This is a genomic window from Brevibacillus sp. NPDC058079, assembly GCF_042885155.1.
In the GTDB taxonomy this organism is placed as follows: domain Bacteria; phylum Bacillota; class Bacilli; order Brevibacillales; family Brevibacillaceae; genus Brevibacillus.
In genome coordinates this window covers 480,471-505,622 of the sequence record NZ_JBHVSO010000004.1, presented here as the reverse complement: position 1 = coordinate 505,622, position 25,152 = coordinate 480,471, and the positions used below count along the sequence as shown (strand labels likewise).

The window sequence follows — 25,152 nt, the reverse complement described above, 5'->3', positions numbered from 1 at the left end:
ATGGAGATATCGTACAGTATATACGTGATAAACTGAGAATACAGGAAGTAAAGTACGTAAAGTTTTTTCTGAACGCTGAAAATGCCCGATTATCCTGCCTCATCCAGTTTGAGGTAAAAAAATTGGCTGGTTACAATTGTAAGGGTAAAGAACAGTCCGGATGCCGGGCGTAAAAGTTGGAGGTGACCATATGCCCAAGATCAAAGTAGAGAATTTGACCAAAATCTTTGGACGCCAACCCCAACGCGCATTGTCCCAGGTGAAGCAGGGGAAGACCAAGCAAGAAATCTTGAAGGAAACGGGTCTTACCCTTGGGGTGAATCAAGCGAGTTTTGAGGTGCATGCAGGCGAGATATTCGTCATCATGGGGCTTTCGGGAAGCGGGAAGTCGACCTTGGTTCGATTGTTGAACCGGTTGATTGAACCAACAGAAGGCAAAATCCTGATTGACGGTACGGATATCGTCAGTATGAACACCGAGCAGTTACAGGATGTAAGAAGAAAGAAGCTGGGAATGGTATTTCAAAAGTTCGCCTTGTTCCCTCACAGGACAGTACTTGAAAATGCGGAGTACGGCCTGGAGATTCAAGGGATGCCAAAGGCCGAGCGTGAGGCAAAAGCGAGAAAGTCACTCACACTCGTCGGACTCGGCGGTTGGGAAGCAAGCTACCCGGATCAGCTGAGTGGCGGGATGCAGCAGCGTGTGGGCCTCGCCCGTGCACTCGCGAATGAACCCGATGTGCTGTTGATGGATGAGGCATTCAGTGCCTTGGACCCGTTGATTCGAAAGGACATGCAGGATGAGCTATTGGAACTGCAGAGCACCATGCAGAAGACCATTATTTTCATTACGCATGATCTGGACGAAGCATTGAAGATCGGGGATCGAATCGCTCTGATGAAAGACGGAGCGATCGTACAGATCGGCTCGCCGGAAGAAATCATGACCAATCCAGCAAACGAATACGTAGAACGCTTCGTAGAGGATGTGGATCGTTCCAAGGTGTTGTCCGCTGAAAAAGTCATGAAGCGGGCAGAGACGATCACACTGGACAGAGGGCCTCGCGTCGCACTGCAAATGATGCGTGAGCGCGGTGTCTCCAGTTTGTACGTGGTGGATAAACGAAAAACATTGCTGGGTGTGCTGACGGCAGACGCAGTAAACGGAGCCAAGGAAGCAGGACAGTCGCTGGAATCTGTGCTGCGAACTGAGGTACCAACTGTCGGACCACAGACGCTTCTCAATGAGATGTTTGACCTTGTCGCGTTTTCAGATATTCCCGTGGCGGTTACAGGAGAACAAAATCGTCTGTTGGGCGTGATTGTAAAAGGAGCCGTCTTGGGTGGATTGGCAGGAAAAGTAAATCAACAAGTTCCAGAGCCAACGATTGAAGAGGGGCAGGTGAATCCATCATGAGTCAAAACCAACTTTTTCCGAAGCTGCCGCTCGACAGTTGGATAGAAACGATTGTAGATGGACTGGAAGAGCATTTGGGCTTCTTGTTCGACTTTATATCAGCTGTAATCGGTGGAACCGTTGACTTGTTTTCGTGGATTCTAACAGGAATCCCGTTTTGGGTCCTGATCATTTTGTTTACGCTGCTGGCGTATCGCGCTGGCAAAGTGGCAATTGCTCTTTTTACCTTCATTGGACTTCTTCTGATTCAGAATCTGGGTTATTGGGAGCATTCAATGGAAACACTTGCGCTGGTATTGACGGCAGGGTTGATCTCGGTGATTATCGGGATTCCCGTTGGTATCTGGTGCGCGAAGAATGATTCCGTGCAAAAGGTCGTCACACCGCTGCTTGATTTCATGCAGACGATGCCGGCGTTTGTGTACTTGATTCCTGCCATCTTTTTCTTTGGGCTCGGTAAAGTACCGGGGGTTATCGCTTCTGTCATTTTTGCGATGCCACCGACGATCCGTCTGACCAACCTGGGAATTCGTCAAGTTCCTGCCGATCTGATCGAGGCTTCTGAAGCGTTCGGTTCTACCTACTGGCAAAAGCTGACGAAGGTACAGCTACCGATTGCCAAGACGACAATGATGGCCGGGATTAACCAGAGCATTATGCTCGCGCTGTCCATGGTCGTGATTGCCTCCATGATTGGAGCAAAGGGCTTGGGGGCGGACGTGTATCGTGCCGTAACACAGATCAAGATCGGTGAAGGTTTTGAGGCGGGTCTGGCTATCGTTATTTTGGCGATTCTGCTGGATCGTCTCACGCAAAGTGTTGGAAAGAGAAAAAACGCGTAGGAGGGGTTTTCATGAAAATGAAAAAAGGCACCTTGAAAGGGCTGGCAGTCGCACTCGGACTCAGTATGGTGATGGCAGGATGTTCAAATGCGGGAACACCGCAGGGAAATCAGCCTGCCGAGGGCAATACCGGTACGTCTGCACCGAATAGCGTTGGGGCACAAGTGGATCATAAAATTATCGGAATCGATCCTGGCGCTGGTCTGATGAAAGCGACGGAAAAAGCCATGAAAGACTACGATCTGAAAGATTGGGAACTGGTGGAGGGCTCCAGTGCAGCGATGACGGCAGCTCTGACACAAGCCTACAAAGACAAAAAGCCGATTATCGTGACAGGCTGGACACCTCACTGGATGTTCTCCAAGTTTGAGATGAAATACCTCGAAGATCCGAAAGGCACTTTCGGGAAGGATGAACAAATTCATACCATCGTGCGCAAAGGACTGAAGGAGGAGCACCCAAGTGCGTATGCGTTCCTCGATAAGTTTTCGTGGACACCTGCGGACATGGAAAAAGTGATGCTCGATATCGAGGGCGGCAAAAAGCCGGAAGAGGCAGCAGCCGAATGGGTGAAAAACAATGAGGCTACCGTCAACAAGTGGGTAGAAGGCATCCAGCCTGCAGAAGGCAAAAAATTGACGCTCGCCTACGTCGCGTGGGATTCTGAAATCGCCAGCACGAATGTGGTGAAGACGGTTCTGGAGCAAAAGCTGAAATACAAGGTGGAGCTTAGCCAAGTAGAAGCCGGCCCAATGTGGGTAGGTGTATCAAACGGTGATGTGGACGGAATGGTAGCAGCATGGCTGCCAACGACGCACGCAGACTACATGGAAAAGCTGGGTAAAGACGTAGAGGATCTCGGTCCGAACCTGCAAGGAACCAAGCTGGGCTTGGCTGTTCCAGCCTATATGGAGATCAACTCCATTGAAGATTTGAAGAAGTAACAGACTCAATACAGAAGGCACCGCTCACGATGGGGCGGTGCCTTTTTGCTGTGTTACGGTATTGGGTTGCTTTCCGTGACAGCGGGCCAAGCGTGCTGTTTGTCCAGCGTTGCAGGCTCCGGTGCAAATACCCGCAAAACGAGATTGAACTCGCCTTCAGGGAGCGGGAGCCAGTTGCCTTCTTTGCCTTTGGGCGGTTGCTGTTGCAAATACAGATCGAGGGAGCCATCTGGATTGTACGCTAGCGTTCCTGTATTGCTGCGAACCGATGCGCGATCGGCCGCTGTTTTGGCTAAAAACAGTTGGTTGTCATAGACGTTGATCGACCAGAATGCAGACGTCCTGGGAAGCTGTTCCTTTGTAAAATGCAGCGTATAGCTTTTGGCTCCCGTCAGTGGTTTTCCTAATCCATCTGTCAATGCACGATAATAGGCTTCCTCTCTCGGTACATTGGCTCCAATACCGGAATAGGCGATAAAGGAACGGGCGAGAAACTGATTTCCATATGTGCCGATGGGGGAAAAGGAGCCCCATCCATTACGGAAGGTGGCGTAGCTGGGAAAGCCATTTTGTACGATGGACGGGGCATCCTGTAAGGCATGCTGTAGGCCCGCAAGTTTGGCTGGACCGAGCCCGGAAGGATCAAAGCCTTTTTGGACATCGATCCCGGCTTGAGCGAATTGATCGAGCAGGACGCGATCACATTCGGGCGGGGGATTGCTCTGGATCCATTTCGTCATGACTTGAAAAAAGGAAAGGGATGACAACACATCAGGGGGAAGCGCTTCGGGAACATGTGCCGTTTGCAATTTTGGGTGGACAGGGGCAATCGCGATTTGTTTTTCAAACGAGACAGCCTGCGGCAAATCAGCTTCACCCTTTACCTCGACACGTCCAATGAGCCAAACGGTATTCGTAGGGGCGTAGATCACAGATATATGGGCAGGGGTAGGCCCTTTCCATTGTGGGCTTGCAATGATGTATTGCCCGGCCTGCTGTTTGGTGGAACGATTGGAGACATTGCGAAACGTATTTGTGTACGCATCCAGCATTTGCACGGTATAGTAGCGGTTTTGCGGATTAGCGGGGACAGTCAAGCGGACGGGCGTCTCTGACAAATCCAGCCATGCGCTCATATACAATGTATCGGAGTTCGGCGTCACGATATCCCGATAAGCTGGGGAAGCGAGTGTGTCCGCATAAAAAAACTGGTTGATTGGCGCCCGATTTTTGACCATGGCTTCCATCGTTTTGGCGGACATCACTAATGGATAGCCATAGATGTATGCTTGAATGCCGAGCGAGTAGGCAAGCCTCTCCTGCGATGGAAGAAACGACTTCGTTTGGGAGAGATGTGACTGTTGGATAGATGGAACGTTTGTTGTCTCTTTTGCAAAGGACAGGCCGGACAGGTGCAGCGTCATACAAAGCATAGAAACGATCAGTGTCAGGCGCTTTTTCAATAATAGAAGCATAAAGCCCCTCCTAACTACCAGAAATGGGGTTCGCACTGGTAGTTTTCTTCATAGGAAAGGGGCTTTATGCAAGTTGGGCTGGAATATTTTATTCTCAATGCGGCTCCACAGAAATTTCAGGCGCCCGCCACTCTGGGCAGGTCGCATACAATTTCGACGCTCCCTGTAGCAATTCCCTATCACGCCATCGCTTGCCCACACACTGTATGCCAATAGGAAGACCTTGCACATCAAAACCAATCGGCATCGTTACGACCGGACTTCCGGTAACATTAAACAGATTCGTATAAAAAGTCGTAGCGGCCCAGTAGTTTTGCGGGTTCTCGTCTACGTACAGCGGTTTGTTGTAAAGCGGCTTGTAGCCCCACATTTTCGATTTTGCCAAATGTGGGAAAGCTGTCGTGCAGCTAACCGGACACAAGAACAAGTCACAGTCTGCCATGAATTGCTCAAAGCCGCGAATGAGCTGCTCCCGAATGGTTAAGACACGCATGTAATTTTTGAACGTCAGCGGGATGAGCATGGTAGCCGTGGGAAGCTGGCGGTAAATCGGCATCGTTAGGAGATGAGCAAAACCACGAATGAGTGGAGGTGTCGTTGAGTTTAACTCCGCGTCGATGATTTTTCCCCATGTTTCCCAAGTTTTGCGTACATCTAAAGGTGGTGCCGTCACTTGTTCTACGCGCATGCCTTGTTGCTCCAGCATTTTGACAAAGCGACGCAACTGATCGCGAATGGCTCGACTCGTCGGGTAGCCGGGCAGTTCCTCCATCCAGCGAATGCGTAGGGGCTGTTCCTGGATGGTCGGTGGCAAGACTTGTGGTCCATGAGGCAGGCCAGCGTTGCCGTTTCCACCACTAATGATGGAAAACGCCACTTCCAAATCCTCGATCGATCGGGCCAAAGGACCATAGCAGGCCAAGTGACGAGACGATGTAAAATCAGACATTCCTTCAAAGCCGGGCATGTGTCCTCTTGCCGGAACGGCTCCTTCTGTCGGCTTCAAGCTAAATACGCCACAGAAATGAGCCGGAACACGCAACGATCCGCCAATGTCACTGCCAATATCCAAATAGGAAAGCCCGGCAGCAACTGCGGCTGCCGATCCTCCGCTGCTTCCGCCTGTTGTTCTCTCCAGATTCCACGGATTATTCGTCCTGCCGTAAATATCATTGTCTGTTTGCATGTCCATCAGAAGAGGAGGGACATTCGTTTTGCCCAGGATGATGGCTCCTGCCTGCTTCAGTCTGCTAACGACTGCTGCGTCGTGTTGTGGAATGTACCCTTTTAGAGGTGGGAAACCAGAAGTCGTGGCGAGTCCTGCTGTGGCAAAAGAATCTTTGATTGTGATTGGTACCCCGTGAAGAGGGCCACGATAGTTGCCTTCCCCTATTTCTTTATCTGCTTGTTTGGCGGTTTCGATTGCAGCTTTTTCATCATACGCGACGATGGCATTCACTTTGCCATTGAGGGAGTCGATTCGTTTAAAAATATGCCGGGTAGCTTCCTCGGCGCTTATTTTCCGCTCGCGAATCCAAGTGCCCATCTCCGTTGCTGTCAAATAGGTCAGTTCTTTCATTCGATTCACTCCTTTTCACACGTCTAGCGTACGACAGGAAAACGAGGAAAACTTGATCGAAAATGCGAACCGCTATCGACTATTCTCGGGCTAGAACGGGTATATAAATGAAGCAAAGCGAATCAGGATGGTCATTTCCGAGAAAGCGGTGATCGTAGTATTCAAAATCGTATCGGGCATAAAGCTGGTCGGATGCGGATGCATGTGTCATCCAGCTCCCGTATATGTATTGATACGTCAGTTTGAGATTTTGCACCGATCCTTTGTGAGGGAAAACAAGATAACCAGATGCAGGCAGCGTGAGTGATTCCAATCCGTCTGTGCCAACCTGCTCCGTAGTGTGTATACCAGCAAAATAGGCAAAGCTCAACGAAAGCCCGAAAGCATCCGGGTAGCGAATGACCCCATAACGCTTCTGGTTCTTCTGCACCTCGATTTTCTGCCCCAATTGGTTCCAGCAATGGACAATATCTGCTGTCGAACGGGTAGTGGAGGAGTAGCCTACCAGGTTCAGTTCGTCGTGGGCAGGGACATAGACGGGTTCAATCGATTGCAGCTGAATATTTTCTAAATATGATAGCTCGAGACGCTCCAGCATTGTGTACCGCGGCATTTTTCCAGATCGCCTAAGTGCAGAAGGAGGCAGGCCAAAGCGTTTGGTAAAGGCGCGAGTAAAGGCTTCGTGAGAATCAAAGCCGTATGTAAAGGCGACCTCCGTCACGCTCTTTTGCTCTAGCAACAGTGCTTTGGCAGCCTCGGTCAAGCGTCTCTTCGAAATGTATTGGCCGACAGTGTCTCCTGTCACGTGAAAAAACAACCGTTGAAAATGGTACTTGGAATATCCGGCGGCTGATGCCACTTCATCGAGTGTGACTTTTTCCGTTAACTGCTTCTCAATAAAAGAGAGGGCATATGTTATTTGCTCTATATAGTTCATGACGTCACCTGAAAAAGGAAATAAGATCTTTTTTTAGGATACCATATGCTCTGACCTGGTTTTTTGTAAAAAAGCCAGAATGCCAAAGAATAGGGAGAGAATACAATGAAGTAGGACAACATTATTGGAGGTAGCCGTGGAGCAGCATTTGGACCTTTTTTTGATGAAATATGGATATGTCGGCATCTTTTTTTCGCTCACACTTGGTGTTGTAGGGCTCCCCATACCCGATGAGGTACTGATGACATACGCTGGCTATGCGGTTTCCCGTGGTGTTTTGCATATGCCGTTTACAGTGCTGAGCGCCTTTTTGGGAGCGGCAGTAGGGATTACGATCAGCTATGCCATCGCGTGGAAGTGGGGGCTGCCGTTGCTGATGAAGGTTGGACCGTACTTGCATATTTCGCCGAAAAAAATAGAGTCAACCCAAAAGATGTTTGCCAAGTACGGTCCATACCTGTTATTGATCGGCTATTTTTTGCCTGGCGTCCGTCATATTACCGCCTATTTGGCAGGAGTCTCTACAATGGGGTTTCGACGATTCGCTTTATTTGCTTACGCCGGCGCATTTCTTTGGAGTGTCACTTTTTTACTGTTGGGACGGGCGCTTGAGAAAGAGTGGCTCAAGGTTGTCGTTTATATACGTCATTACGGCATCACATTTTTGCTAATCAGTTCGGCGATTGGAATGATGGTTTATATTTGGATGAGATACAGGCGCGACACCAGAGCCTAGGAACAAGCATTAGTTCCTGCTGATCGCCATGCTATCTTTTACCAAGCGGACAAATTCGAGCTGTTCCTCTCCAGTGGCTGTGGCTTCCGCCAGTTTGAGTACATCGCCAAGGGAGCTTCTTTCGGCATACGGACTCTCTCGCAATATTTCCCCGTACTCTGCTACAGCAGCAAGGAACGTCACATCAGGAGACAAGGTATTTTGCACCTTCACGGGCTCGGAGAGTTCCTCAACTTTTTGGGAAGAGGCATGATGATAGCGCACGCGAACCGTCCCGAGATCTGCATGGGCAGGGGAAGCGAGCTTCACTTCATAAAGAGCGGTCACACTATGTCCAGCGCCGATCTCGCCCGCATCTGTCTTGTCGTTGCGAAAATCTTTGTCGCGGACATCGCGGTTCTCATAACCGATCAAGCGATACGAGTCTACCTTCTTAGGATCGAATTCTACCTGAATTTTTACGTCACGAGCGATCGTTTGGAGGATGCCTGTCAATGATTCCGTAAAAATGCGGCGCGCCTCGGAAAACGTATCAATGTAGGCGTAGTTGCCTTCTCCTTTGTTCGCCAGCTGCTCCATCAGGACATCATTATAATTTCCCATCCCAAAGCCAAAAGTGCTCAAGTAAATGTCTATTCGCGCATAGTCCTCGATCGAACGCAAAATGCCCTCGGCCCCTGTTTCTCCGACATTGGCTACCCCGTCGGAGCATAAAATCACCCTGTTAATGGCAGTAGGCTTGAAGGAACGGGCCGCCATTTCATAACCGAGGACCAGACCTTCTTCCGCATTAGTGGATCCTTCGGGTTGCAGCTCATCGATGGCTGATAAAATCGCCTGTTTGTCTTCGGCAGAGGTTGGAGGCAAAAGAACGCGTCCCTCTGATCCATAGACGACGATCCCTACTGAATCTGTAGGTTGGAGTTGATCGACAAGAACATGTAAGCTCTTTTTCACCAGCTCTAAACGATTTTCCTGATTCATCGAGCCAGATACGTCAATGACAAAGACGAGATTAGCGGGCTTCCGCTCTTGGGCGTGTAATTCCTTTCCTTTGATCCCGATTCGCACTACTTGAAGATTTTTTTGAAAGGGAGAGGGGCCACTATCAGCCTGAATCGCAAATGTTTGATTGGTTGGCGCGGGATACGAAGTGGGGAAAAAGTTGATGAATTCCTCCACCCGAACAGCTTCTGCTGGCGGGAGATTCCCGTCTTTTATAAAATTGCGCATCATGGTGTAAGAGGCGGTGTCCACATCAGCGGCAAAAGTAGACAGGCGGTCCTTCGCCGTAGAAACAAATTGGTTGGTGCCGTAATCTTTGAAGTACATGTCATTGGGGAGGGGATCGACCGATTTTTTCAGCGCGTAATCAGCTAGTTGGCTGGGAGGACTTGGACTGGAGGCTACCTGATTGTTTTGACTTTGCGCAACAGATGCTGCTGGTTTGTTTCCACTTTCGCTTCTTGATGCGAACTGCTCGCTCGAGCTGCATCCGATCAAGGATGCGACCAATAGGGTGATGCCACTGGCTTTCACGATTTTTCTCATCTTTAATGATTCCCCCTTTGCCTATGTGACGTGGTAAAAAAAGGAATGTTACATAAGGAGGAGAAGTAGGCTTGTCCGCAGCAAGGGCTTCACTCGCAACGACAGCCAGGATCGAGTCGTAGCTGCGGCTCCGAGTGGCGTAATGATTTATGTTTGGATTAGTCGGCGATCTTCACTAAAGTGAGGAAGCCGGTAACCGTCGTCGTTCCGTCTGCGAAGCTTTGCAAAAACTGGTCTGCGATACCTCCCGTACGGAATATGTCTACGATGTCTCCTGCTACTAATCGGGTGAAAGAGGTAACCATGCCGAATGCATTTCCATCCTCTGCACTATCCGCACTGCTTGAAGTTCCGGCAGAGCCCGTAATATTGGCGCCATTCCTTCTGATAATGAAAGACGCTTCACTCGCTTGTGCAGTAGTAACACGATAGCTGATGAGATAGATGCCGCTTGCAGGTACGGTCACTTGCCCGCCAGCGAGTAAAAAGCCAAGTGAATTGTCTGCATTCGACACATTAAGTGGGACGATCGTATTTGGCGAAATATCGATAGCCGAGGATAGCCAGAAGTTACCGAAAACACTGGAAACAGTACCTGTTGCCCCCGTTACCCCGATGGCTCCAGTAACACCTGTAACACCTGTAACACCGGTGGCCCCTGTTGTTCCTGTTCCCCCTCCATCTAGTCCGGTGGCTCCTGGTAGACCAGTCGCTCCAGTGGCTCCCGTTGGTCCTGTGAGACTAGCGATAAACGATGCTGTTAATACGGAATTCAGCTTGTTGTACAGCAGAATCTCTTTCTTTGTTATCTCTCTGAGCGTATTTACTACACTAGCATTAACGTTCAGCAAATCACTAATGGTTGCAGTGGGACCTGTTAATCCTGGAAGCGTACCAAGGACATATTGAAACTTTTCCGCCTCTGCATTAATGATATGGCTTAACCCTAGCTCTTCCAATGCGATAGATGCCAGTAGCAAGTTTGCGACTTGGCTTTGTGTGATGGTAATGAGCGGGGTAATGTTAGGGATATTTGCTTGTGACAAATGAAACGTCCTCCTTTTTTCATGTCTTCTCATCCTATTCCGATACTGTGCATAAGGGGATTGGTCGGTTTCGTTGTTTTTATTCAGGTACGGTTTACCATGTGATGCCATTCTTTCTTGCTCCTTATTCAATCTTCTTGTAATATTAGGAAATATTTGTGGTGTGACGGTCGCTCTAGTCAATGGAAATCAATCATGGAAAGAGGTAGATTGCTGCAAAAATCAATCAAACAAGAGAGGTTATGAAATGAATCTAGGAATTCAAGTAACGCAAAATCAACTGATGGATGTGCTGCTAAACGTTGCAGTAGCTCGTCCAGTCTTTATTTGGGGCGCACCAGGAATCGGCAAGTCGTCTCTCGTCGAGGCGTTTGCCGAGCAGGTGGGCCTGCCTTGCGTATCGTTATTGGGTAGTCAGCTGGCACCTGAGGATATTATTGGTGTCCCACAGATCGTAGACGGGAAAAGTAGATTTTGCCCACCTGCGCAAATTGCGCGAGAAGAACCGTACTGCTTGTTTCTTGACGAATTGAATGCATGCTCGCAAGAAGTGCAAAAGGCGTTTTACAGTCTGATTCATGAGCGGAGAATTGGGGATTACCATCTGCCAGAAGGGTCCATTGTGATTGGGGCAGGAAACCGCGCGCAGGATAGCGCGATTGTCAAACCGATGTCGTCTGCTCTGATCAACCGGATGTTCCACGTGCAATTGCTAGTCTCGTATGAACAATGGATGAATTGGGCGTACAGCAACGGCATCCATTCTTACGTGCTGCAATTTTTGGAGGTGCGCCCGGACTATTTGTGGTCGCAGCCACCGAAGAGCGAGGAACCGTTTTCTACTCCGCGTTCCTGGCACATGCTCTCTGATGCCCTTAAAGAATTCGGTGAGAACTTGACGACAGAGATGGTGGGGGTACTGGCCTTCGGATGCTTGACGCCCCAGCATGCTGCTCAATTTCGAGCTTTTCACAAAAACATTCAAGGCAAATACCAGCTCAACCGTATTTTGGAGGGAGATGCTTCTTTTCCGACGGCTCCAGAGGATCGGGACGTACTGTATTTTCTGGCCGATTCATTCCGTTCGCAGATCAAAAAAGAATTGCCAGCGGATAAAGCCTCCGTGGGGGAGCAGCATAAACGGTTTGCACACCGAGCGAAAGCTCTCTTGAAGGAGCTCGCATCCATCTCTCTGGAAATGGCGCAGATGGTAGTGGCGCGGCACGAGGATGGCGACGGATTGCCAGACTGGTTCGTTGTAGAGGTAATTCGTGATTTACCGCGTCTAGCCATGGACAGGAAGGGAAAATAGCCAATGGCCAGAGGAGTTCAAAACGACCCGGCGACGCAAAACTACGAGCAGGCCGTCCATTTTTTGAGTCATCACCCGATGTTTGGTCCGCTGTCCTCGCGAGCGCACTTTACTCGTTCCGAGCGAAGTATTTGTCCGGATAACGGTTGGGTAGTCGTGACCCGGGAAGGTAGCTTGTACGCGCATCCGAAGCGCAGAGGGGAAGTCGGGGAATGGATTTATGTTCTCGCACATGCGCTGCTGCATTTGGGCTTCGGACATTTTGTGGAAAAAGAGCAGCCGATTTTGTGGAACATCGCATGCGATTGTTATATTACGCGTTTTTTGAGAGACATGAAGCTGGGGAAGCCTCCTGCTGAAATGGCCTTTGAGCTGGATAAATCGGGAAAGAGCGAAGAGGAACTGTATGACTGGTTCGTGGAGCATGGGGTGCCGGAGCATTTGAAGCTGTTTGGAACGGGCGGTGAAAAACAAGCAGATATGCTTTTCTCGGATAAATACGTCCGGTACACCTACAATCGAGATGTGAAGTGGGAGCGGCTCTTGGGGATTGGGCTGGCGCAGGCGGTGCAAAGTGCTGTCAGCGTAGCGGGCGGCTATTCCGATGCTCTCGGGAATGAAGAGAACCAGCTGTCCGAGGCACAAAAGGCCAAGCGCTGGTTCATCAATCATTATCCATTGCTGGCTTCCTTAGCGAGTCATTTCACGATTATCGAGGATTCACAGATCTGTCAACGGTTGCAAATCTCGGTGGCAGCCATTGATGTAACATCCAACGAAATCTTCATCAATCCTGCGGCGGGCTTGGATGAAGAGGAATGCAAATTTGTGATGGCACACGAGCTATTGCACGCAGGGCTTCGCCACCATGAGCGCTGCCAAGGCCGCGACCCGTATTACTGGAATGTCAGCTGCGATTACGTGATTAATCAATGGCTGATGGAGCTCGGAGTGGGACGTTTTCCGCAAATTGGCGGACTGTACGATCCAGACTTGAAGGGACTGTCGGCAGAGGCCATTTACGATCGAATCGTGACGGACATGCGTACGTATCGCAAGCTCTACACCTTACGTGGAATCGGCATGGGCGATATTTTGGATGGAGACGATCCGCGTTTTTGGGATAGGGGTCCGGGAACGACGCTGGATGACTTTTATCGCAATGCGATGTCGCAAGGCTTGATCTACCACCAGGAGAAAGGACGAGGGCTTTTGCCTGCGGGTTTGGTAGAAGAGATTCGCGCCTTGGGGCAGCCGCCGATTCCGTGGGATGTTCAGCTTGCCCGTTGGTTTGACGAGCATTTTCCCCCGTTGGAAAAGAGTCGTACGTATGCAAGGGCAAGCCGCAGACAGTCCTCTACACCTGACATTGCCCGTCCTGCCTGGAGCTTTCGGGAAACGGATCAGCTGGCACGCACGTTTGGCGTCGTGATTGATACATCCGGCTCGATGGATACCAAGCTGCTCGGCAAAGCATTGGGGGCGATCGCGAGCTACAGTGAAGCGCGAGATGTTCCGTATGCGCGCGTGGTCTTTTGTGATGCGCAGGCGCATGATGCGGGCTACCTTTCTCCCGAGGACATTGCAGGACGCGTCAAAGTAAAAGGACGCGGGGGAACGATCCTGCAGCCGGGCATCGACATGCTGGAGAAAGCAATCGATTTTCCAAAGGACGGACCGATTTTGATCATTACCGATGGGGAATGTGATCGGATCAAAGTAACTCGTAGTCATGCCATCATGCTGCCGAAGGGGAGCAATCTGCCGTTCGTGGCGAGAGGACCGGTATTTCGAATGGAATAGCAGGGTTTAGGCTCCGTATCGATGCGGAGCCTTCTTCAACGTGTAGGAAAGTTTAAGTGCTTCACAGTGCAAATTCGACTATATTTAAACTTTTCGGAGCGCATAAAAGCTTTCCGCTAAAACGCGGTCGCTCCCCCATGAATAGGCCGCGATAGAGGTTTTTTTATGATCTTTTTACAATGATAGGGTAGGAAAAGCGATAAAATAGCTTGTATGATGAAGCGGAAAGCGGAGAGGTGTACAGCTAAGTGAAGAATAATCTCTTAGAAGTAACCGGGCACAACAAAATAAGCAGATGGGAAGCTGTGCGTGAAGTTTTTCTCGTTTCTACCAAGCTGGGATTGACCTCATTCGGTGGTCCCATCGCGCATCTCGGTTATTTTCACAACGAATACATTCGACGAAGAAAATGGATGGATGAGCAAAGCTACGCGGATTTGGTTGCGCTTTGTCAGTTCCTCCCTGGTCCCGCAAGCAGTCAGGTAGGGATCGGAATCGGAATCATGCGAGCCGGATTGTGGGGAGGGGTAGCTGCATGGATCGGCTTCACTCTGCCATCGGTATTGGCGCTTCTGATATTTGCGTTCACTTTACAAGGAGTGGACAGTGGCAGTGCTTCTTGGATTCACGGTCTAAAATTAGTAGCTGTCGCGATTGTTGCTCATGCCGTATGGGGGATGGGACAAAAGCTGGCCCCGGATCGAACGCGGGTGACGATGGCGATCAGCGCTGCTACCATCACGCTGTTGTGGCATTCTGCATGGAGTCAAGTCACAGTCATGATTCTAGCAGGAATAGCAGGGGTGCTTATCTTCCGGCAGCAAAAAGTTTCGGAGCTCCCTGAATTTCGTGTGCCGATCAGTCGTGCACTAGCCATTGCGTGCTGGATCGTTTTCTTCGGACTTTTGCTAGTGCTGCCGATCCTCCGAGAGAGCACAGGCTTTTCCTTGCTAGCGCTGTTTGAGAGCTTTTACCGTGCAGGCACACTTGTTTTTGGTGGAGGTCACGTTGTATTGCCTTTGCTGGAGAGGGAGGTAATTCCGACAGGCTGGGTAACGCAAGAGTCGTTTCTGACCGGCTACGGGGCTACACAAGCGGTACCGGGGCCATTGTTTACCTTTGCTGCTTATTTGGGAGCAATGATTGCAGGAGGAGTCGGTGCAGTAGTGGCTACGATTGCCATTTTTCTACCGGCCTTTTTACTCGTCATCGGCGCATTGCCGTTTTGGAATTCCTTGAGGAGAAATTCGAAAATCCAAGGAATGCTGGTAGGTGTGAATGCAGCAGTCGTCGGTATTTTACTGGCAGCCCTGTACGATCCGATTTGGACGAGTACCATTCTTGCTCCGCTGGATTTTGCGGTAGCGGCTATTTTGTTTATCATGCTGGAGCATTGGAAGCTGGCGCCATGGCTGGTTGTGATTACGGGGGCTTTGTACGGTCTGTTGCTGTCTTAGACTGAAGTCATTATCATCCTAAGTTTTAAAAGGTCTCAAATGAACTAATAAAGCTGCTGAGAAGAAAAAGCACAGAGCTCGTAGACCTTGACAACGCCTGCCCAGTCGGAACTTCAAAAAGGGGACCCGCTTGTCGAACACTGCTTCCTTGAGAACCTTCCGCCCGTAGGGTGGCTTTGGCTCGACGGTCCCCTTTTTGAAGTGGAGACGGCCAGTGAATCCCCCCTGCTGGCGTGTCAGAGTCGAAGGGACCTGTGCTTTTTCTTCTCCTTCACTATGTTGACTCAAACCAAAATGCCCTTCATAGCTCTTTCTTATCGCATAAGAAGGTTTGCCAAGGATGTTTGTAACGCTTATAATACTGAATGAAAGTTCAGTATTGCTGGATGGGAAGTTGGTGAAGGATCATTGAATAAAAAGAAGCAGCAAACGGAGCAGACAAAGAAGAAGATTGCGGATGCGTCCAGAATTTTATTCATGCAAAAAGGCTACAAGGCCACATCAATAGAAGATATCGTGAAAGCTACTGGATACAGCGGCGGTAACATTTATTATCATTTCAAGAGCAAGGAAGGGCTGTTTTTACATCTGATTGAAGTTTGGAACAGAGAATGGGAAGAGAAGTGGCTGGCCAAGGAACAGCTCTACACGACCTCGATCGATAAATTGTATGGTATGGCTGAACATTTTGCGACCGATTTTATGAACCATCCGCTGACCAAGGCTGCTGATGAATTTTTCGACATGTCGGAGAAGCCTTCGGATGTGGAGGATCGTATCAACGAAATGATCCAAGGTTATATCGACTTTAATAAACAGTTGCTCCAGAAGGGGATCGATAACGGCGAATTTGAAATGACGAATGTAACCGGAGTCGCCATTATCCTGGACAGCCTGATGTTTGGTTTAAATCAACACTCGCGACGAATGGAACGAGAGGAAGCGCTGGCGACTTTTCGGTTAGCGATGGATGTGTTTTTATTTGGCATTGTCAAACCGTCCCGCTAGCTTTTTTTACGCGATTATCTAGAATAGATATTCAGTGTTTTGTGATGGATTGGAGGAATAGTAAATGGCTTTATTATTAAAAAATCAGGGAGCCCTATTGATTCTGATGTTCAATATTTTCCTTGTCTTTACGGGGATCGGGCTTGTTATACCGATTATGCCAAAGTACATGGAGAGTTTGGGAATTACCGGGGGGACTATCGGCCTGTTAGTGGCAGCCTTTTCACTGACGCAGCTTCTTTTTTCCCCAATTGCCGGGCGATGGGCCGATTCATTCGGAAGAAAAAAGATCATTGTGATCGGCTTGGTCGTGTTTGCTATCTCAGAAGGGCTGTTCGGTATAGCGAATTCTCCAGTCCTGCTGTTTGTTTCTAGGTTGCTAGGTGGCATCAGCGCTGCACTGATTATGCCAGCCGTAATGGCTTACTCAGCAGACATTACAACGAATGAAGAACGAGCGGCCGGTATGGGGTATATTACGGCAGCCATTACGACTGGTTTTATCATCGGTCCAGGCATTGGAGGATACATTGCTGAATTTGGTATTCGCGTACCTTTTTATTCGGCAGGAATTGCGGGACTGATTGCTGCATGCATCACGTTGTTAATCCTTAAGGAATCGAAACCTACGGAAGAATCATTATCGGACTCTTCTTCTAGTGAAAAACAACGAAGCAGTCTCCTTTCCCAGTTAATGTACTCCTATCGAGAGCCTTATTTTTTCAGTTTGATCATTGTGTTTGTCATGTCTTTCGGACTGGCTAATTTTGAAACGGTCTTTTCATTGTTTGTCGACCATAAGTTTGGATTTGAGCCGAAAGATATCGCGTTTATCATTACATTCGGGTCAATAGCAGGCGCAGTGGTTCAGCTTACTGCCTTTAGCTGGATAATGAATCGCTTTGGCGAGAAAAGGGTCATTTCGGTCTGTCTGCTCTTTGCTGGTTTGTTTATTGTCCTGACGCTTTTTGTTCACGGATTTTGGATGATTTTTGCCGTTACCTTTATCGTATTTCTGGCGATCGATATTTTGCGACCGGCCATCAGTACCCAGATGTCGATGCTTGCAAAGGATCAACAGGGTTATGTTGCTGGCCTTAACTCAGCCTTTACCAGTCTTGGTAATATTGCAGGTCCTATCGTAGCTGGATTTTTATTCGATATAGATATCAACTATCCGTATGCACTAGCGTGTCTGATTTTGCTTATCTGTTTCGTCTTATCGCTAGGAGTTAAAAACCGCAACCTGAAGGATGCGAATGCGGCCTCCAGTCAAGTTTCCATTCATGGATAAAAGAAGACCAGTCCATTCGGGCTGGTCTTTTCTTGCATTCACGGGACATAGCCATATCCAGGATATTTGACAACGGGCCATTTATCCTTGCGCAAGGCATCTAATAGTTCAGGACCTACACACAGGTTGGAAGCGACGAGTTCATGCGGGGTGAGCGCCATCCATTGATTCAGCGATACATCGACAAAGCGGTCGCTCTTGAACATTTCCAAAAACCACACCGTTTCCGTCCCAGTATTTTGGATATAATGCCCCGTCGCAAAAGGAACGTAACCAACATCACCTGCTTGGTAGTCAAAAGTTCGGGCGTTTCCGTTTCCGATAAAAACAGTCATCCGCGCTTGGCCTGAAATGTAATATTGCCACTCGTCGTTATTGGGATGCCAATGAAGCTCTCTCATGGCACCGGGACGTAGCTCTACGAGTGCTGCCGCGATTGTTTTGGAGATCGGAAAGTTGCGGGAATCGACGATGCGCACACTGCCTCCAGGTGTAATGAGGGGGCGTTGGGCGAGTAAGCGATGGGAAAAAGGGAGGGGGACGGTTCCGTACGGAGATTCCACTTCATCTGCATCAATGGAATCCGGAACCTCGTCCTGATAAATGTACACTTGCTTGCAAGGAATGTCGGCAAAGGCAGGTTCAGGCACACCAAAATTCGCAGAAAGCACATCTGTTGGCGTATGAGCAAACCAATCGGAGATCGATAGCGTATTCAGATCGGAAAAATGCCCATCGTCGAAAACGAGCAAAAACTCGCAGCCTTCCTCTAGTCCCTGAATCGAGTGAGGGATGCCGGGAGGGAAATACCACAGATCGCCTTTGCCGATATCCGCGATAAAATTCCGTCCGCGTTGGTCAACGGATGTAATTCGTGCACGACCCAGCAGCATGTAAGCCCATTCCGCCTGCTGATGCCAGTGCAACTCGCGCACACCACCTGGCGTCAGGCTCATGTTTACACCCGCAAGTGTAGTGGCGATTGGCAGCTCGCGTATGGTGACTTCACGGGACCAACCGCCATGATTTAATGTCATCGAGGCATCTGAGAAGGAAAATTTCAGATTAGGCAGCAAGCCCGCATCTGTGACGGGAGGAACTAGCATATTCGGATTTTGCCGATCACGCATGACGTTCCGTGGGCCGAGATCGACCCATCCGGTCCCGTCACTCCTCATTGGCTGAGGAATTTGATTCCCTTTGTCTGGCGGATTCATTCGGGGCAACCTCCTTCATCCTTGGACAGGCATAGGCTTTGTCGTATTTCATCCACTAACCATGCCTATGCATCGGCTTGCCCGTTATGCAAACATCCGAGTTGTTCTACCGTTTCTACGGGTGATTTTGTATAATTTTAGGAGTGATTTACAAATTGACAATAGTAGGATGGGTATAAAGATGAATAAGATTCCAAACGAGCAATGGTTAGCACGATATGAACAAAAAAAACAGATGTTAGAGCCCCATGTTGATTTACACACCTATTTCACATCAACGGAGATCAGTGGGAAACCAATCAACTTGCTTTCTTTGGGAGAAATCACGATTCCCACTGGAGACATCATCGTTCGTGATCCACTTGTGTATCTGGAGAAAAATAGTGCCCCGTATTTTCGAAAAGTGCCTACAGGAACCTTCTCTTTAACCGTTTGTGTGGTAACCGTTGAAGAAGACCACTACAGGTATGCAGCGGTTAAGGTGGAGTTTACAGATAAAACTCCCCAAAAATTTACGGAAGCCCTCATTGGAAACGAGGATCTCGAAAATCTTGGGGAAGGCGAATATTTTGGGTTTAATGTGGATGCAGGCCTTGCTACTGTGGTAGATGTCAAAACGAGGGATGCTTATCTGGAATTTTATGATAGCTGGAAAAAAGAGAATCCAGAGGGCAATATTTATGATGAATATTTTGCTAGTGTTTTTGCGCAAAGTTACAAAGACCATCCACAATACCAAAGAAGCGCTGGAGATTATATAAACTGGACGATACCAGGCACCAATTTATCGATTCCGATGATTCAGACGGGATTTGGAGACGGAGCCTATCCTGTCTATTTTGGGTTGGATGAAAACGATCAAATTTGCCAGCTGGTGATTCAATTTATTCCCATTGAACTTGCATTTGGGGAGGATGACAGTGAAGACGAAAGCTAGTAGGAAGCCTCTCACTAATCATTTTTGGAGACGGTGTTTCGACTATCTTTCTTTGGAAAAAGAAAATAGCTGGCTGTAATCAACAGATCAATCCCCAGAACAACGGTCCATAGCTGGAGAATATGCCATAAAGAAGCAGTTCGCTCCGCATCATCGATAAAGTAGATGGTTCCCGCTAAGAGAGCCGCCCCAATTACATAGGAGTAGAGATGTCTAAACCAGCTTTTGGCGTAATGCTTGGCGTACTCCATACCGTATAACTTGGGCTTCGCCGTACCTTGCTTGGTGACGTATTGCTGAAATTTTTCATCCGCCCATTGAATCATGCTTTTCCCAAACGCAAGCGATACCCCAATATAAACGGCAGCCAGCGCATGAGGAATTGTAGCGGTAGCTCCACGATACAAATCCACGCTCGTAACGACGAGCAAAACTACATCAACAACAGGCGTCAGGGCGAGAAGAAAAAGCCCGGCCTTTTTTTGTTTGAGCACGTACCTTGTGAAAAGGCCAAGTACAATGACCACCCAAAATGCGATTTCGCATGCGACAATCATCCATGCAACAAAATTCACTATAATAGGTCCCCTTTTCGGAAATTTCTTCTCCTGTATGAGAAGTTTTTATAATACAATTGTACTAACAAAAAGAATCTTATCATCAAACTTAAAATAATACAATGGTATTACTAAAGTTGCTTGTCCCTTGCAAATCTTGTTAAAATACAACTATGCCAAAAATAATCGATCACGAGAAAAGAAGAGAACAAATAGCAGAAGCAACGTGGCGTGTCATTGTCGAGCAAGGAATGGAGGGGGCAACGGTAAGGGGCATAGCAAAAGAAGCAGGACTTTCATTAGGTGCTTTGCGACATTACTTCGCAACACAGGATGAACTGCTGATGTATGCCATGCAACTCGTAAAAGAGAGGGCAATAGCTCGAATTGCTGAAATCCACGCTAATGATGAATGGGCGCCAAAAGAGAAAATCACCAAAATCTTTCTGGAGCTTCTCCCTACGAATCAAGAAAAGATGGTCGAAATGGAAGTGTGGTTTGCTTTTACCGTATACTTCCGACACAAGAAAGAAGGCTTTGATGCACAGCACGACGGGATCTATGCCGCCGTCCGCAAGCTGTTGGACTCTGCTGATCAACTGAATCTATTACGCAAAGAGCTGGACAAAGAGATGGAAGCAGAGAAGCTCTATGCCGTCATCGATGGTCTGGCACTGCATGCCTATCTCGAGCCACAACGTGTCAATGGGGAATGGATTAGGAAAGTGCTGGAGCACCATCTCGCATCCTTATTTCTTTAACTGACTTTTACACTTTTTTTACGAAAAAGATGCTCCATTCTTCATACAAGATAAGAAACACATACAAATACTCTCATAAAGAAAAGCAATCGGATCAAGGAAAGGTTGATCTGATTGCTTTTTTTCGTCGTGTGCGTTGGTTTACAAAGAACACAATGGGCTTTGATACGCAGTTAACAATGCTGGATTACGATGAATGTACAAACATTTTTGAACAAAAATGAGTTTGTTGGTGTGTATAAGAAAAAATAACAATTGTCCAATAAAGATTGAATGATGAAGGGGTTTTCAACATGTCGAGTATTATGCTGAAGTCATTGTCCAAGCAATATACCAACGATAAATACACCCTGGACGATATCAGTCTGGCAATCAAAGACAAAGAGTTCCTAGTGTTATTGGGACCGTCCGGATGTGGAAAATCTACACTGCTCAGAATGATTGCCGGGATTGAAGAGATCACCCAAGGCGATGTGTACATTGGCGATGTTTGTGTCAATGAAGTGGAGCCAAAGGATCGGGGAGTTGCGATGGTTTTTCAAAATTATGCCCTTTATCCGCATATGACCGTATACGAAAACATGGCATACGGCCTGAAAATAAAAAAGATCAAAAAAGCAGAGCGAGAAAAGCGCATCAAGGCAGCAGCGGATATTTTGCAAATTGATCATTTGTTGAAACGGTTCCCCAGCCAATTGTCTGGTGGGCAAAAACAGCGGGTCGCAATCGGGCGGGCCATCGTGAAGGAGCCAAAGGTCTTTTTGATGGACGAGCCGTTGTCCAATCTGGATGCCAAGCTGCGAAATGAAATGAGAATTGAGATCAAAAAGCTACACGAGCGCTTGGATTCAACGTTCATTTACGTGACGCATGATCAGGTGGAGGCGGTTACCTTAGGGGATCGAATCGCGATTATGGCGGAAGGCAAGTTCCGACAAATCGGAACGCCGATGGAAATCATCGATTGCCCAGTGGATATGTTCGTTGCCAATTTCATCAGCTCACCCCCCATTAATTATATGGAAGCGAGTCTGATTCAGCGAGATGGCGGGGTCTATGTGGAGGTAGACGGGCTGCTGCTGGAAACCAATCTCTCGCTCGACGTGATGGAACAAGCTCCTGAGATTGTCGCGGGAGTCAGACCAGAGCATTGCTTTCTCACCGAAAGCAGCGACGATGCACTCGCTATGGAGGTACTGTTCACGGAAATTATCGGAACGGATGTGTTGGTTCATCTGAAGTATAAAGAGAGCAATTTCATCGTGAAAAAAAGCTTTACCCAGACGTATGCAAAGGGTCAAAAGGTGAACGTAGGGATTAATGCCGCCCATGTCCATGTATTTGACAAGCTCACGCAAAAGAATCTGAGGTGCCGCCCATGAATGTACTCATCTCGCTAGACGGCATCAGCTATCAAAGCTTTGAACCTTACGCGCAGCACTGGATAGAAAATGATTACTCCTTCTGCAAAAAACTGATCACGACGTTTCCCTCGGTCACATTTACCGCACATGCGGCGGCGATGACTGGGAGCCAACCGGGGAAGCATGGTGTCTTTGATAATATCGTAGCTCGCCCGGAAACGATGGAAAGAGTGGCGTTGTATGGCGACCACGAGATTCTTTGTAACGAAGCACTTCATAAGCAGACGATTTTTCATTCGTTGGCGAGACAGGCAGGGACGAGCTGTTGCATTCATTGGCCCATGACGTCCGGAAATCCGTATATTCATCATTTGATTACGGAATCGGGCAGCAAAAAAAAGCTGAAGTCAAAGGTTTCAGTAGAGGAAATCGATCATGTCGCACTGACTGAAACGATGCGGGCGATCAAAACGGAAACCTATGATTTTATCGCGGCAAGGTTTATCGGTTATGATGCGCTGTCTCACCAATATGGGAAAGACTCGCCTGAGGCAATGCGGTGTCTAAAGGAGCTGCTTACGTATCTCGATCAAATCGAGCAAACGTTGAAAAAGACACAAAAACCATTCAACCTGATCATTTTCTCGGATCATGGTCAAAGCGACATTCACTCGTTTTTTTATCCGAATGAAATTTTGGCTAAAAGCCAGTGGAAGCAGCATTTTCGAAACAAACAAATCAGATTCGTCGGGGACGGCAGCGGGGCGTTGTTATTTTATAGCTCGTTAGATCATCAGCAAAACAAAGAAATCATGGCGTTTTTTGAACAGATGCCAGAAGTGCATCACTTCTATGAGCTAGCAGAGGACACTCCTTCAGCGTGCAGGCCATTCGGTATCCTCGATTTGAAGCATACGGTATGCGGCGAAGATATCGCGTTTCCCGAACAGCCGAAATACAAGGAGATGAAAAGCCTACACGGGTATCATCCCGCGAATGTCGATGAGATGAATGGATTTCTCTTGTGCTTAGGGGATGCGTTTACGAAAAGCAAAGTGATGGAAGAAGCAAACATCGAAAACATTGCCCCCACACTGGCGCAGTTGTTCCGAATCGCTCATCCATGTGATGGGCAACCGATCAAAGATATCTTCAAGGAGTACGAGTAAATGGGCAGACCAATCAGCAAAACGATCAAGGATAACGCATGGTCGCTGGGGTTACTTTTGCCGACACTGATTCCGTTAGTTATTTTTTGGATCTACCCCATGATCAAAACGTTCCAAATCAGTTTTACCGACTGGAACTATATTTCACCTGACTACGACTACGTAGGGCTGGAAAACTACCAAAACTTGATGAGCGACGCTTTCTTTGGGAAGGTGCTGCTGAACACCTTGGTGTTTACCTTTTTTACAGTCGTTCCGCCGATTCTTTTCGGGCTATTCGTAGCGATCCGGTTAAACAAAATACAGAAGCTTCGCCATTTCTTTGTCGCGAGTGCATTTTCATCGTGGATCACGCCGACTGTGGTCATGTCCATGGTATGGGTCAGCATATTCGATACCGATTCGGGGATTGTCAATTATGTCCTGAAAGGTTTCGGTATGGAGCCAGTGAAGTGGCTGGGTGGACAAACGACAGCGATGATTGTCGTCATTATCGTCACCATCTGGCAGTACATGGGGCTGGGGATCTTGCTACTTTCCTCTGCTCTCGCAAAATTGGACCCGGAAGTAGAGAAAGCGAATGATTTGGATGGAGGGAGAGGATTACGAAAATTATTCAGAATCACCTTGCCTGCGATCTCACCGATTCTTGTTTTTCTGTTCGTCTTTTTTACACTGAATTCTCTCAAAGCCTATGATCAGATTTATATTTTGACGCAGGGCGGACCTTCAGGAGCGACTTCGACCATCTTGTACTACTTCTACGTGCTCGCTTTTGAATATTTTGAAACTGGACCAGCATCAGCGTTGGCGATGATTTTTTTGGTCATGTGTCTCTTGATCAGCGCAGTGAATTTCTTCTTGTCCAAACTACTGTTTACCAAATGAGGTGGGAGCTTTGTCCTTGGCAAAATTAAAAACAGGCATAAATTATGCAATGTTAATTTTGTTAAGCGTGCTGATGGTGTTTCCGTTTCTCTGGATGTTCTTGATTTCGATCAAGCCCAAAAGCGAGGTGTACAGCGGGAGCCTGCTGCCTTCCAGCTTTCAGTTTGAGAATTACATCCGCGTATTTACGGAAACGAAGATGCTGCTTTATTTGTGGAACAGCATTTCTGTCAGCCTGATCATCATCGTTTTTCAAATTTTCACCGCGATTTTTGCGGCATATGTTTTCGCGACGGCGCAGAAAAGATGGGTTCGGTACTGTTTCGTGCTTATTTTGGCGATGTACATGCTTCCATCAGCAGTAACGTACATTCCATCCTTTATTTTGCTGTCCAAAGCGAATTTGCTAGATACGCACATCGGTTACATTCTCAGCGAGCTCATCAGCATCTTCGCCATCTTTTTCCTGAGGCAATCATTTGCGCAGGTGCCAAAGGATGTGGTGCATGCTGCCAAGCTGGATGGGGCGGGGCATCTACGACTCATTTTTACCGTGTATATCCCGTATTGCAAAAACGCGATTGCTTCGCTGGTGTTGATCACTTTTATTTACAGCTACAACAACTATATGTGGCCCTCGCTCTTGATCAAGTCCGAGGAAAACATGTTCGTCACGATTGGATTGCGGCGATTGTTTATGAGTCAGGCGGGCTACGGGATGGACTTCCCACTGGCGATGGCAGCGTGTGCGATTTCACTAGCACCTATGCTGATCCTGCTCGCAATCGCAAGCAAAAGAATTATTCATTCCATGGCTAATCTGTATGTCAACAAATAGACCAAGACAGCTATTTACTG

The 25,152-nt window shown here is 48.1% G+C and carries 22 protein-coding genes; 15 read left to right on the top strand and 7 right to left on the bottom strand.

Going from position 1 to position 25,152, the window contains the following annotated elements:
- The first annotated feature begins 190 nt into the window (after positions 1-190).
- From ACFVS2_RS15595 to ACFVS2_RS15585, 3 genes are read left to right on the top strand one after another with little or no spacing between them, the layout of a single operon-like run.
- Entirely contained in the window at positions 191-1,417 is a 1,227-nt protein-coding gene (locus ACFVS2_RS15595) for a quaternary amine ABC transporter ATP-binding protein (protein ID WP_390235306.1), read from the top strand.
- Positions 1,414-2,259 (top strand): ABC transporter permease, encoded by an 846-nt coding sequence (locus ACFVS2_RS15590; protein ID WP_173616774.1) that lies wholly within the window; start codon positions 1,414-1,416, stop codon positions 2,257-2,259. The genes ACFVS2_RS15595 and ACFVS2_RS15590 overlap by 4 nt, the downstream gene beginning before the upstream one ends.
- A gap of 17 nt (positions 2,260-2,276) precedes the next feature.
- Entirely contained in the window at positions 2,277-3,203 is a 927-nt protein-coding gene (locus ACFVS2_RS15585) for a glycine betaine ABC transporter substrate-binding protein (RefSeq protein ID WP_390235490.1), read from the top strand.
- Between the two features lie 53 nt (positions 3,204-3,256).
- Here the strand turns inward: ACFVS2_RS15585 and ACFVS2_RS15580 are convergent, their stop codons facing one another.
- The 3 genes from ACFVS2_RS15580 to ACFVS2_RS15570 form a co-directional block, all read right to left on the bottom strand.
- Positions 3,257-4,678 carry a DUF1254 domain-containing protein gene (locus ACFVS2_RS15580; protein ID WP_390235304.1) on the bottom strand — a complete coding sequence of 474 codons (1,422 nt, stop codon included), beginning with the start codon at positions 4,676-4,678 and terminating at the stop codon, positions 3,257-3,259.
- A 94-nt stretch (positions 4,679-4,772) separates the two neighbouring features.
- Positions 4,773-6,257, bottom strand: coding sequence for an amidase (locus ACFVS2_RS15575; RefSeq protein WP_390235301.1), 1,485 nt, complete (start codon positions 6,255-6,257; stop codon positions 4,773-4,775).
- A gap of 79 nt (positions 6,258-6,336) precedes the next feature.
- Entirely contained in the window at positions 6,337-7,194 is an 858-nt protein-coding gene (locus ACFVS2_RS15570; protein WP_390235298.1) for a helix-turn-helix domain-containing protein, read from the bottom strand.
- A 124-nt stretch (positions 7,195-7,318) separates the two neighbouring features.
- Here ACFVS2_RS15570 and ACFVS2_RS15565 point away from each other — a divergent pair, with 124 nt between their 5' ends.
- Entirely contained in the window at positions 7,319-7,930 is a 612-nt protein-coding gene (locus ACFVS2_RS15565; protein WP_390235295.1) for a DedA family protein, read from the top strand.
- A gap of 9 nt (positions 7,931-7,939) precedes the next feature.
- Here the strand turns inward: ACFVS2_RS15565 and ACFVS2_RS15560 are convergent, their stop codons facing one another.
- Together ACFVS2_RS15560 and ACFVS2_RS15555 are read right to left on the bottom strand one after the other, a co-directional pair.
- A complete protein-coding gene (locus ACFVS2_RS15560; RefSeq protein WP_390235292.1) occupies positions 7,940-9,481 on the bottom strand; it encodes a vWA domain-containing protein in 1,542 nt (513 codons plus the stop codon).
- 158 nt (positions 9,482-9,639) lie between these two features.
- The gene (locus tag ACFVS2_RS15555; RefSeq protein WP_390235290.1) at positions 9,640-10,527 is read right to left on the bottom strand and encodes an alpha-helical endospore appendage domain-containing protein; all 888 of its coding nucleotides are present in this window, start codon (positions 10,525-10,527) and stop codon (positions 9,640-9,642) included.
- A gap of 247 nt (positions 10,528-10,774) precedes the next feature.
- On the opposite strand from ACFVS2_RS15555, the gene ACFVS2_RS15550 reads away from it, so the two are divergent.
- The 5 genes from ACFVS2_RS15550 to ACFVS2_RS15530 all read left to right on the top strand — a co-directional run bounded on the left by ACFVS2_RS15550 (position 10,775) and on the right by ACFVS2_RS15530 (position 17,401).
- A complete protein-coding gene (locus ACFVS2_RS15550; RefSeq protein WP_173616768.1) occupies positions 10,775-11,839 on the top strand; it encodes an AAA family ATPase in 1,065 nt (354 codons plus the stop codon).
- Positions 11,840-11,842: 3 nt separating this feature from the next.
- Positions 11,843-13,642 (top strand): vWA domain-containing protein, encoded by a 1,800-nt coding sequence (locus ACFVS2_RS15545; protein ID WP_390235288.1) that lies wholly within the window; start codon positions 11,843-11,845, stop codon positions 13,640-13,642.
- A 248-nt stretch (positions 13,643-13,890) separates the two neighbouring features.
- Entirely contained in the window at positions 13,891-15,099 is a 1,209-nt protein-coding gene (locus tag ACFVS2_RS15540; protein WP_390235287.1) for a chromate transporter, read from the top strand.
- 408 nt (positions 15,100-15,507) lie between these two features.
- Positions 15,508-16,107 (top strand): TetR/AcrR family transcriptional regulator, encoded by a 600-nt coding sequence (locus ACFVS2_RS15535; protein ID WP_173616765.1) that lies wholly within the window; start codon positions 15,508-15,510, stop codon positions 16,105-16,107.
- 64 nt (positions 16,108-16,171) lie between these two features.
- Positions 16,172-17,401: an MFS transporter gene (locus tag ACFVS2_RS15530; RefSeq protein ID WP_173616764.1), complete on the top strand. Its 1,230-nt coding sequence runs from the start codon at positions 16,172-16,174 to the stop codon at positions 17,399-17,401.
- Positions 17,402-17,439: 38 nt separating this feature from the next.
- On the opposite strand, the gene ACFVS2_RS15525 is transcribed toward ACFVS2_RS15530, so the two are convergent.
- Positions 17,440-18,618, bottom strand: a complete 1,179-nt coding sequence (locus ACFVS2_RS15525) for an oxalate decarboxylase family bicupin (RefSeq protein ID WP_390235284.1) — start codon at positions 18,616-18,618, stop codon at positions 17,440-17,442.
- Between the two features lie 181 nt (positions 18,619-18,799).
- Here ACFVS2_RS15525 and ACFVS2_RS15520 point away from each other — a divergent pair, with 181 nt between their 5' ends.
- Positions 18,800-19,555 carry a DUF4241 domain-containing protein gene (locus ACFVS2_RS15520; RefSeq protein ID WP_390235282.1) on the top strand — a complete coding sequence of 252 codons (756 nt, stop codon included), beginning with the start codon at positions 18,800-18,802 and terminating at the stop codon, positions 19,553-19,555.
- 14 nt (positions 19,556-19,569) lie between these two features.
- On the opposite strand, the gene ACFVS2_RS15515 is transcribed toward ACFVS2_RS15520, so the two are convergent.
- Positions 19,570-20,130: a YEATS domain-containing protein gene (locus ACFVS2_RS15515; protein ID WP_390235280.1), complete on the bottom strand. Its 561-nt coding sequence runs from the start codon at positions 20,128-20,130 to the stop codon at positions 19,570-19,572.
- Positions 20,131-20,285: 155 nt separating this feature from the next.
- Here ACFVS2_RS15515 and ACFVS2_RS15510 point away from each other — a divergent pair, with 155 nt between their 5' ends.
- The 5 genes from ACFVS2_RS15510 (at position 20,286) to ACFVS2_RS15490 (ending at position 25,132) form a co-directional block, all read left to right on the top strand.
- Complete coding sequence (locus tag ACFVS2_RS15510; protein ID WP_390235278.1) at positions 20,286-20,873, top strand: TetR/AcrR family transcriptional regulator; 588 nt, start codon at positions 20,286-20,288, stop codon at positions 20,871-20,873.
- 293 nt (positions 20,874-21,166) lie between these two features.
- Complete coding sequence (locus ACFVS2_RS15505; RefSeq protein WP_390235276.1) at positions 21,167-22,255, top strand: ABC transporter ATP-binding protein; 1,089 nt, start codon at positions 21,167-21,169, stop codon at positions 22,253-22,255.
- Positions 22,252-23,406: an alkaline phosphatase family protein gene (locus tag ACFVS2_RS15500; protein WP_390235274.1), complete on the top strand. Its 1,155-nt coding sequence runs from the start codon at positions 22,252-22,254 to the stop codon at positions 23,404-23,406. The genes ACFVS2_RS15505 and ACFVS2_RS15500 overlap by 4 nt, the downstream gene beginning before the upstream one ends.
- On the top strand, positions 23,407-24,294 hold the full coding sequence (locus ACFVS2_RS15495) for a carbohydrate ABC transporter permease (protein WP_390235271.1): 888 nt from the start codon (positions 23,407-23,409) through the stop codon (positions 24,292-24,294).
- A 16-nt stretch (positions 24,295-24,310) separates the two neighbouring features.
- Complete coding sequence (locus ACFVS2_RS15490) at positions 24,311-25,132, top strand: carbohydrate ABC transporter permease (RefSeq protein WP_390235268.1); 822 nt, start codon at positions 24,311-24,313, stop codon at positions 25,130-25,132.
- The last annotated feature ends 20 nt before the right edge of the window (positions 25,133-25,152 follow it).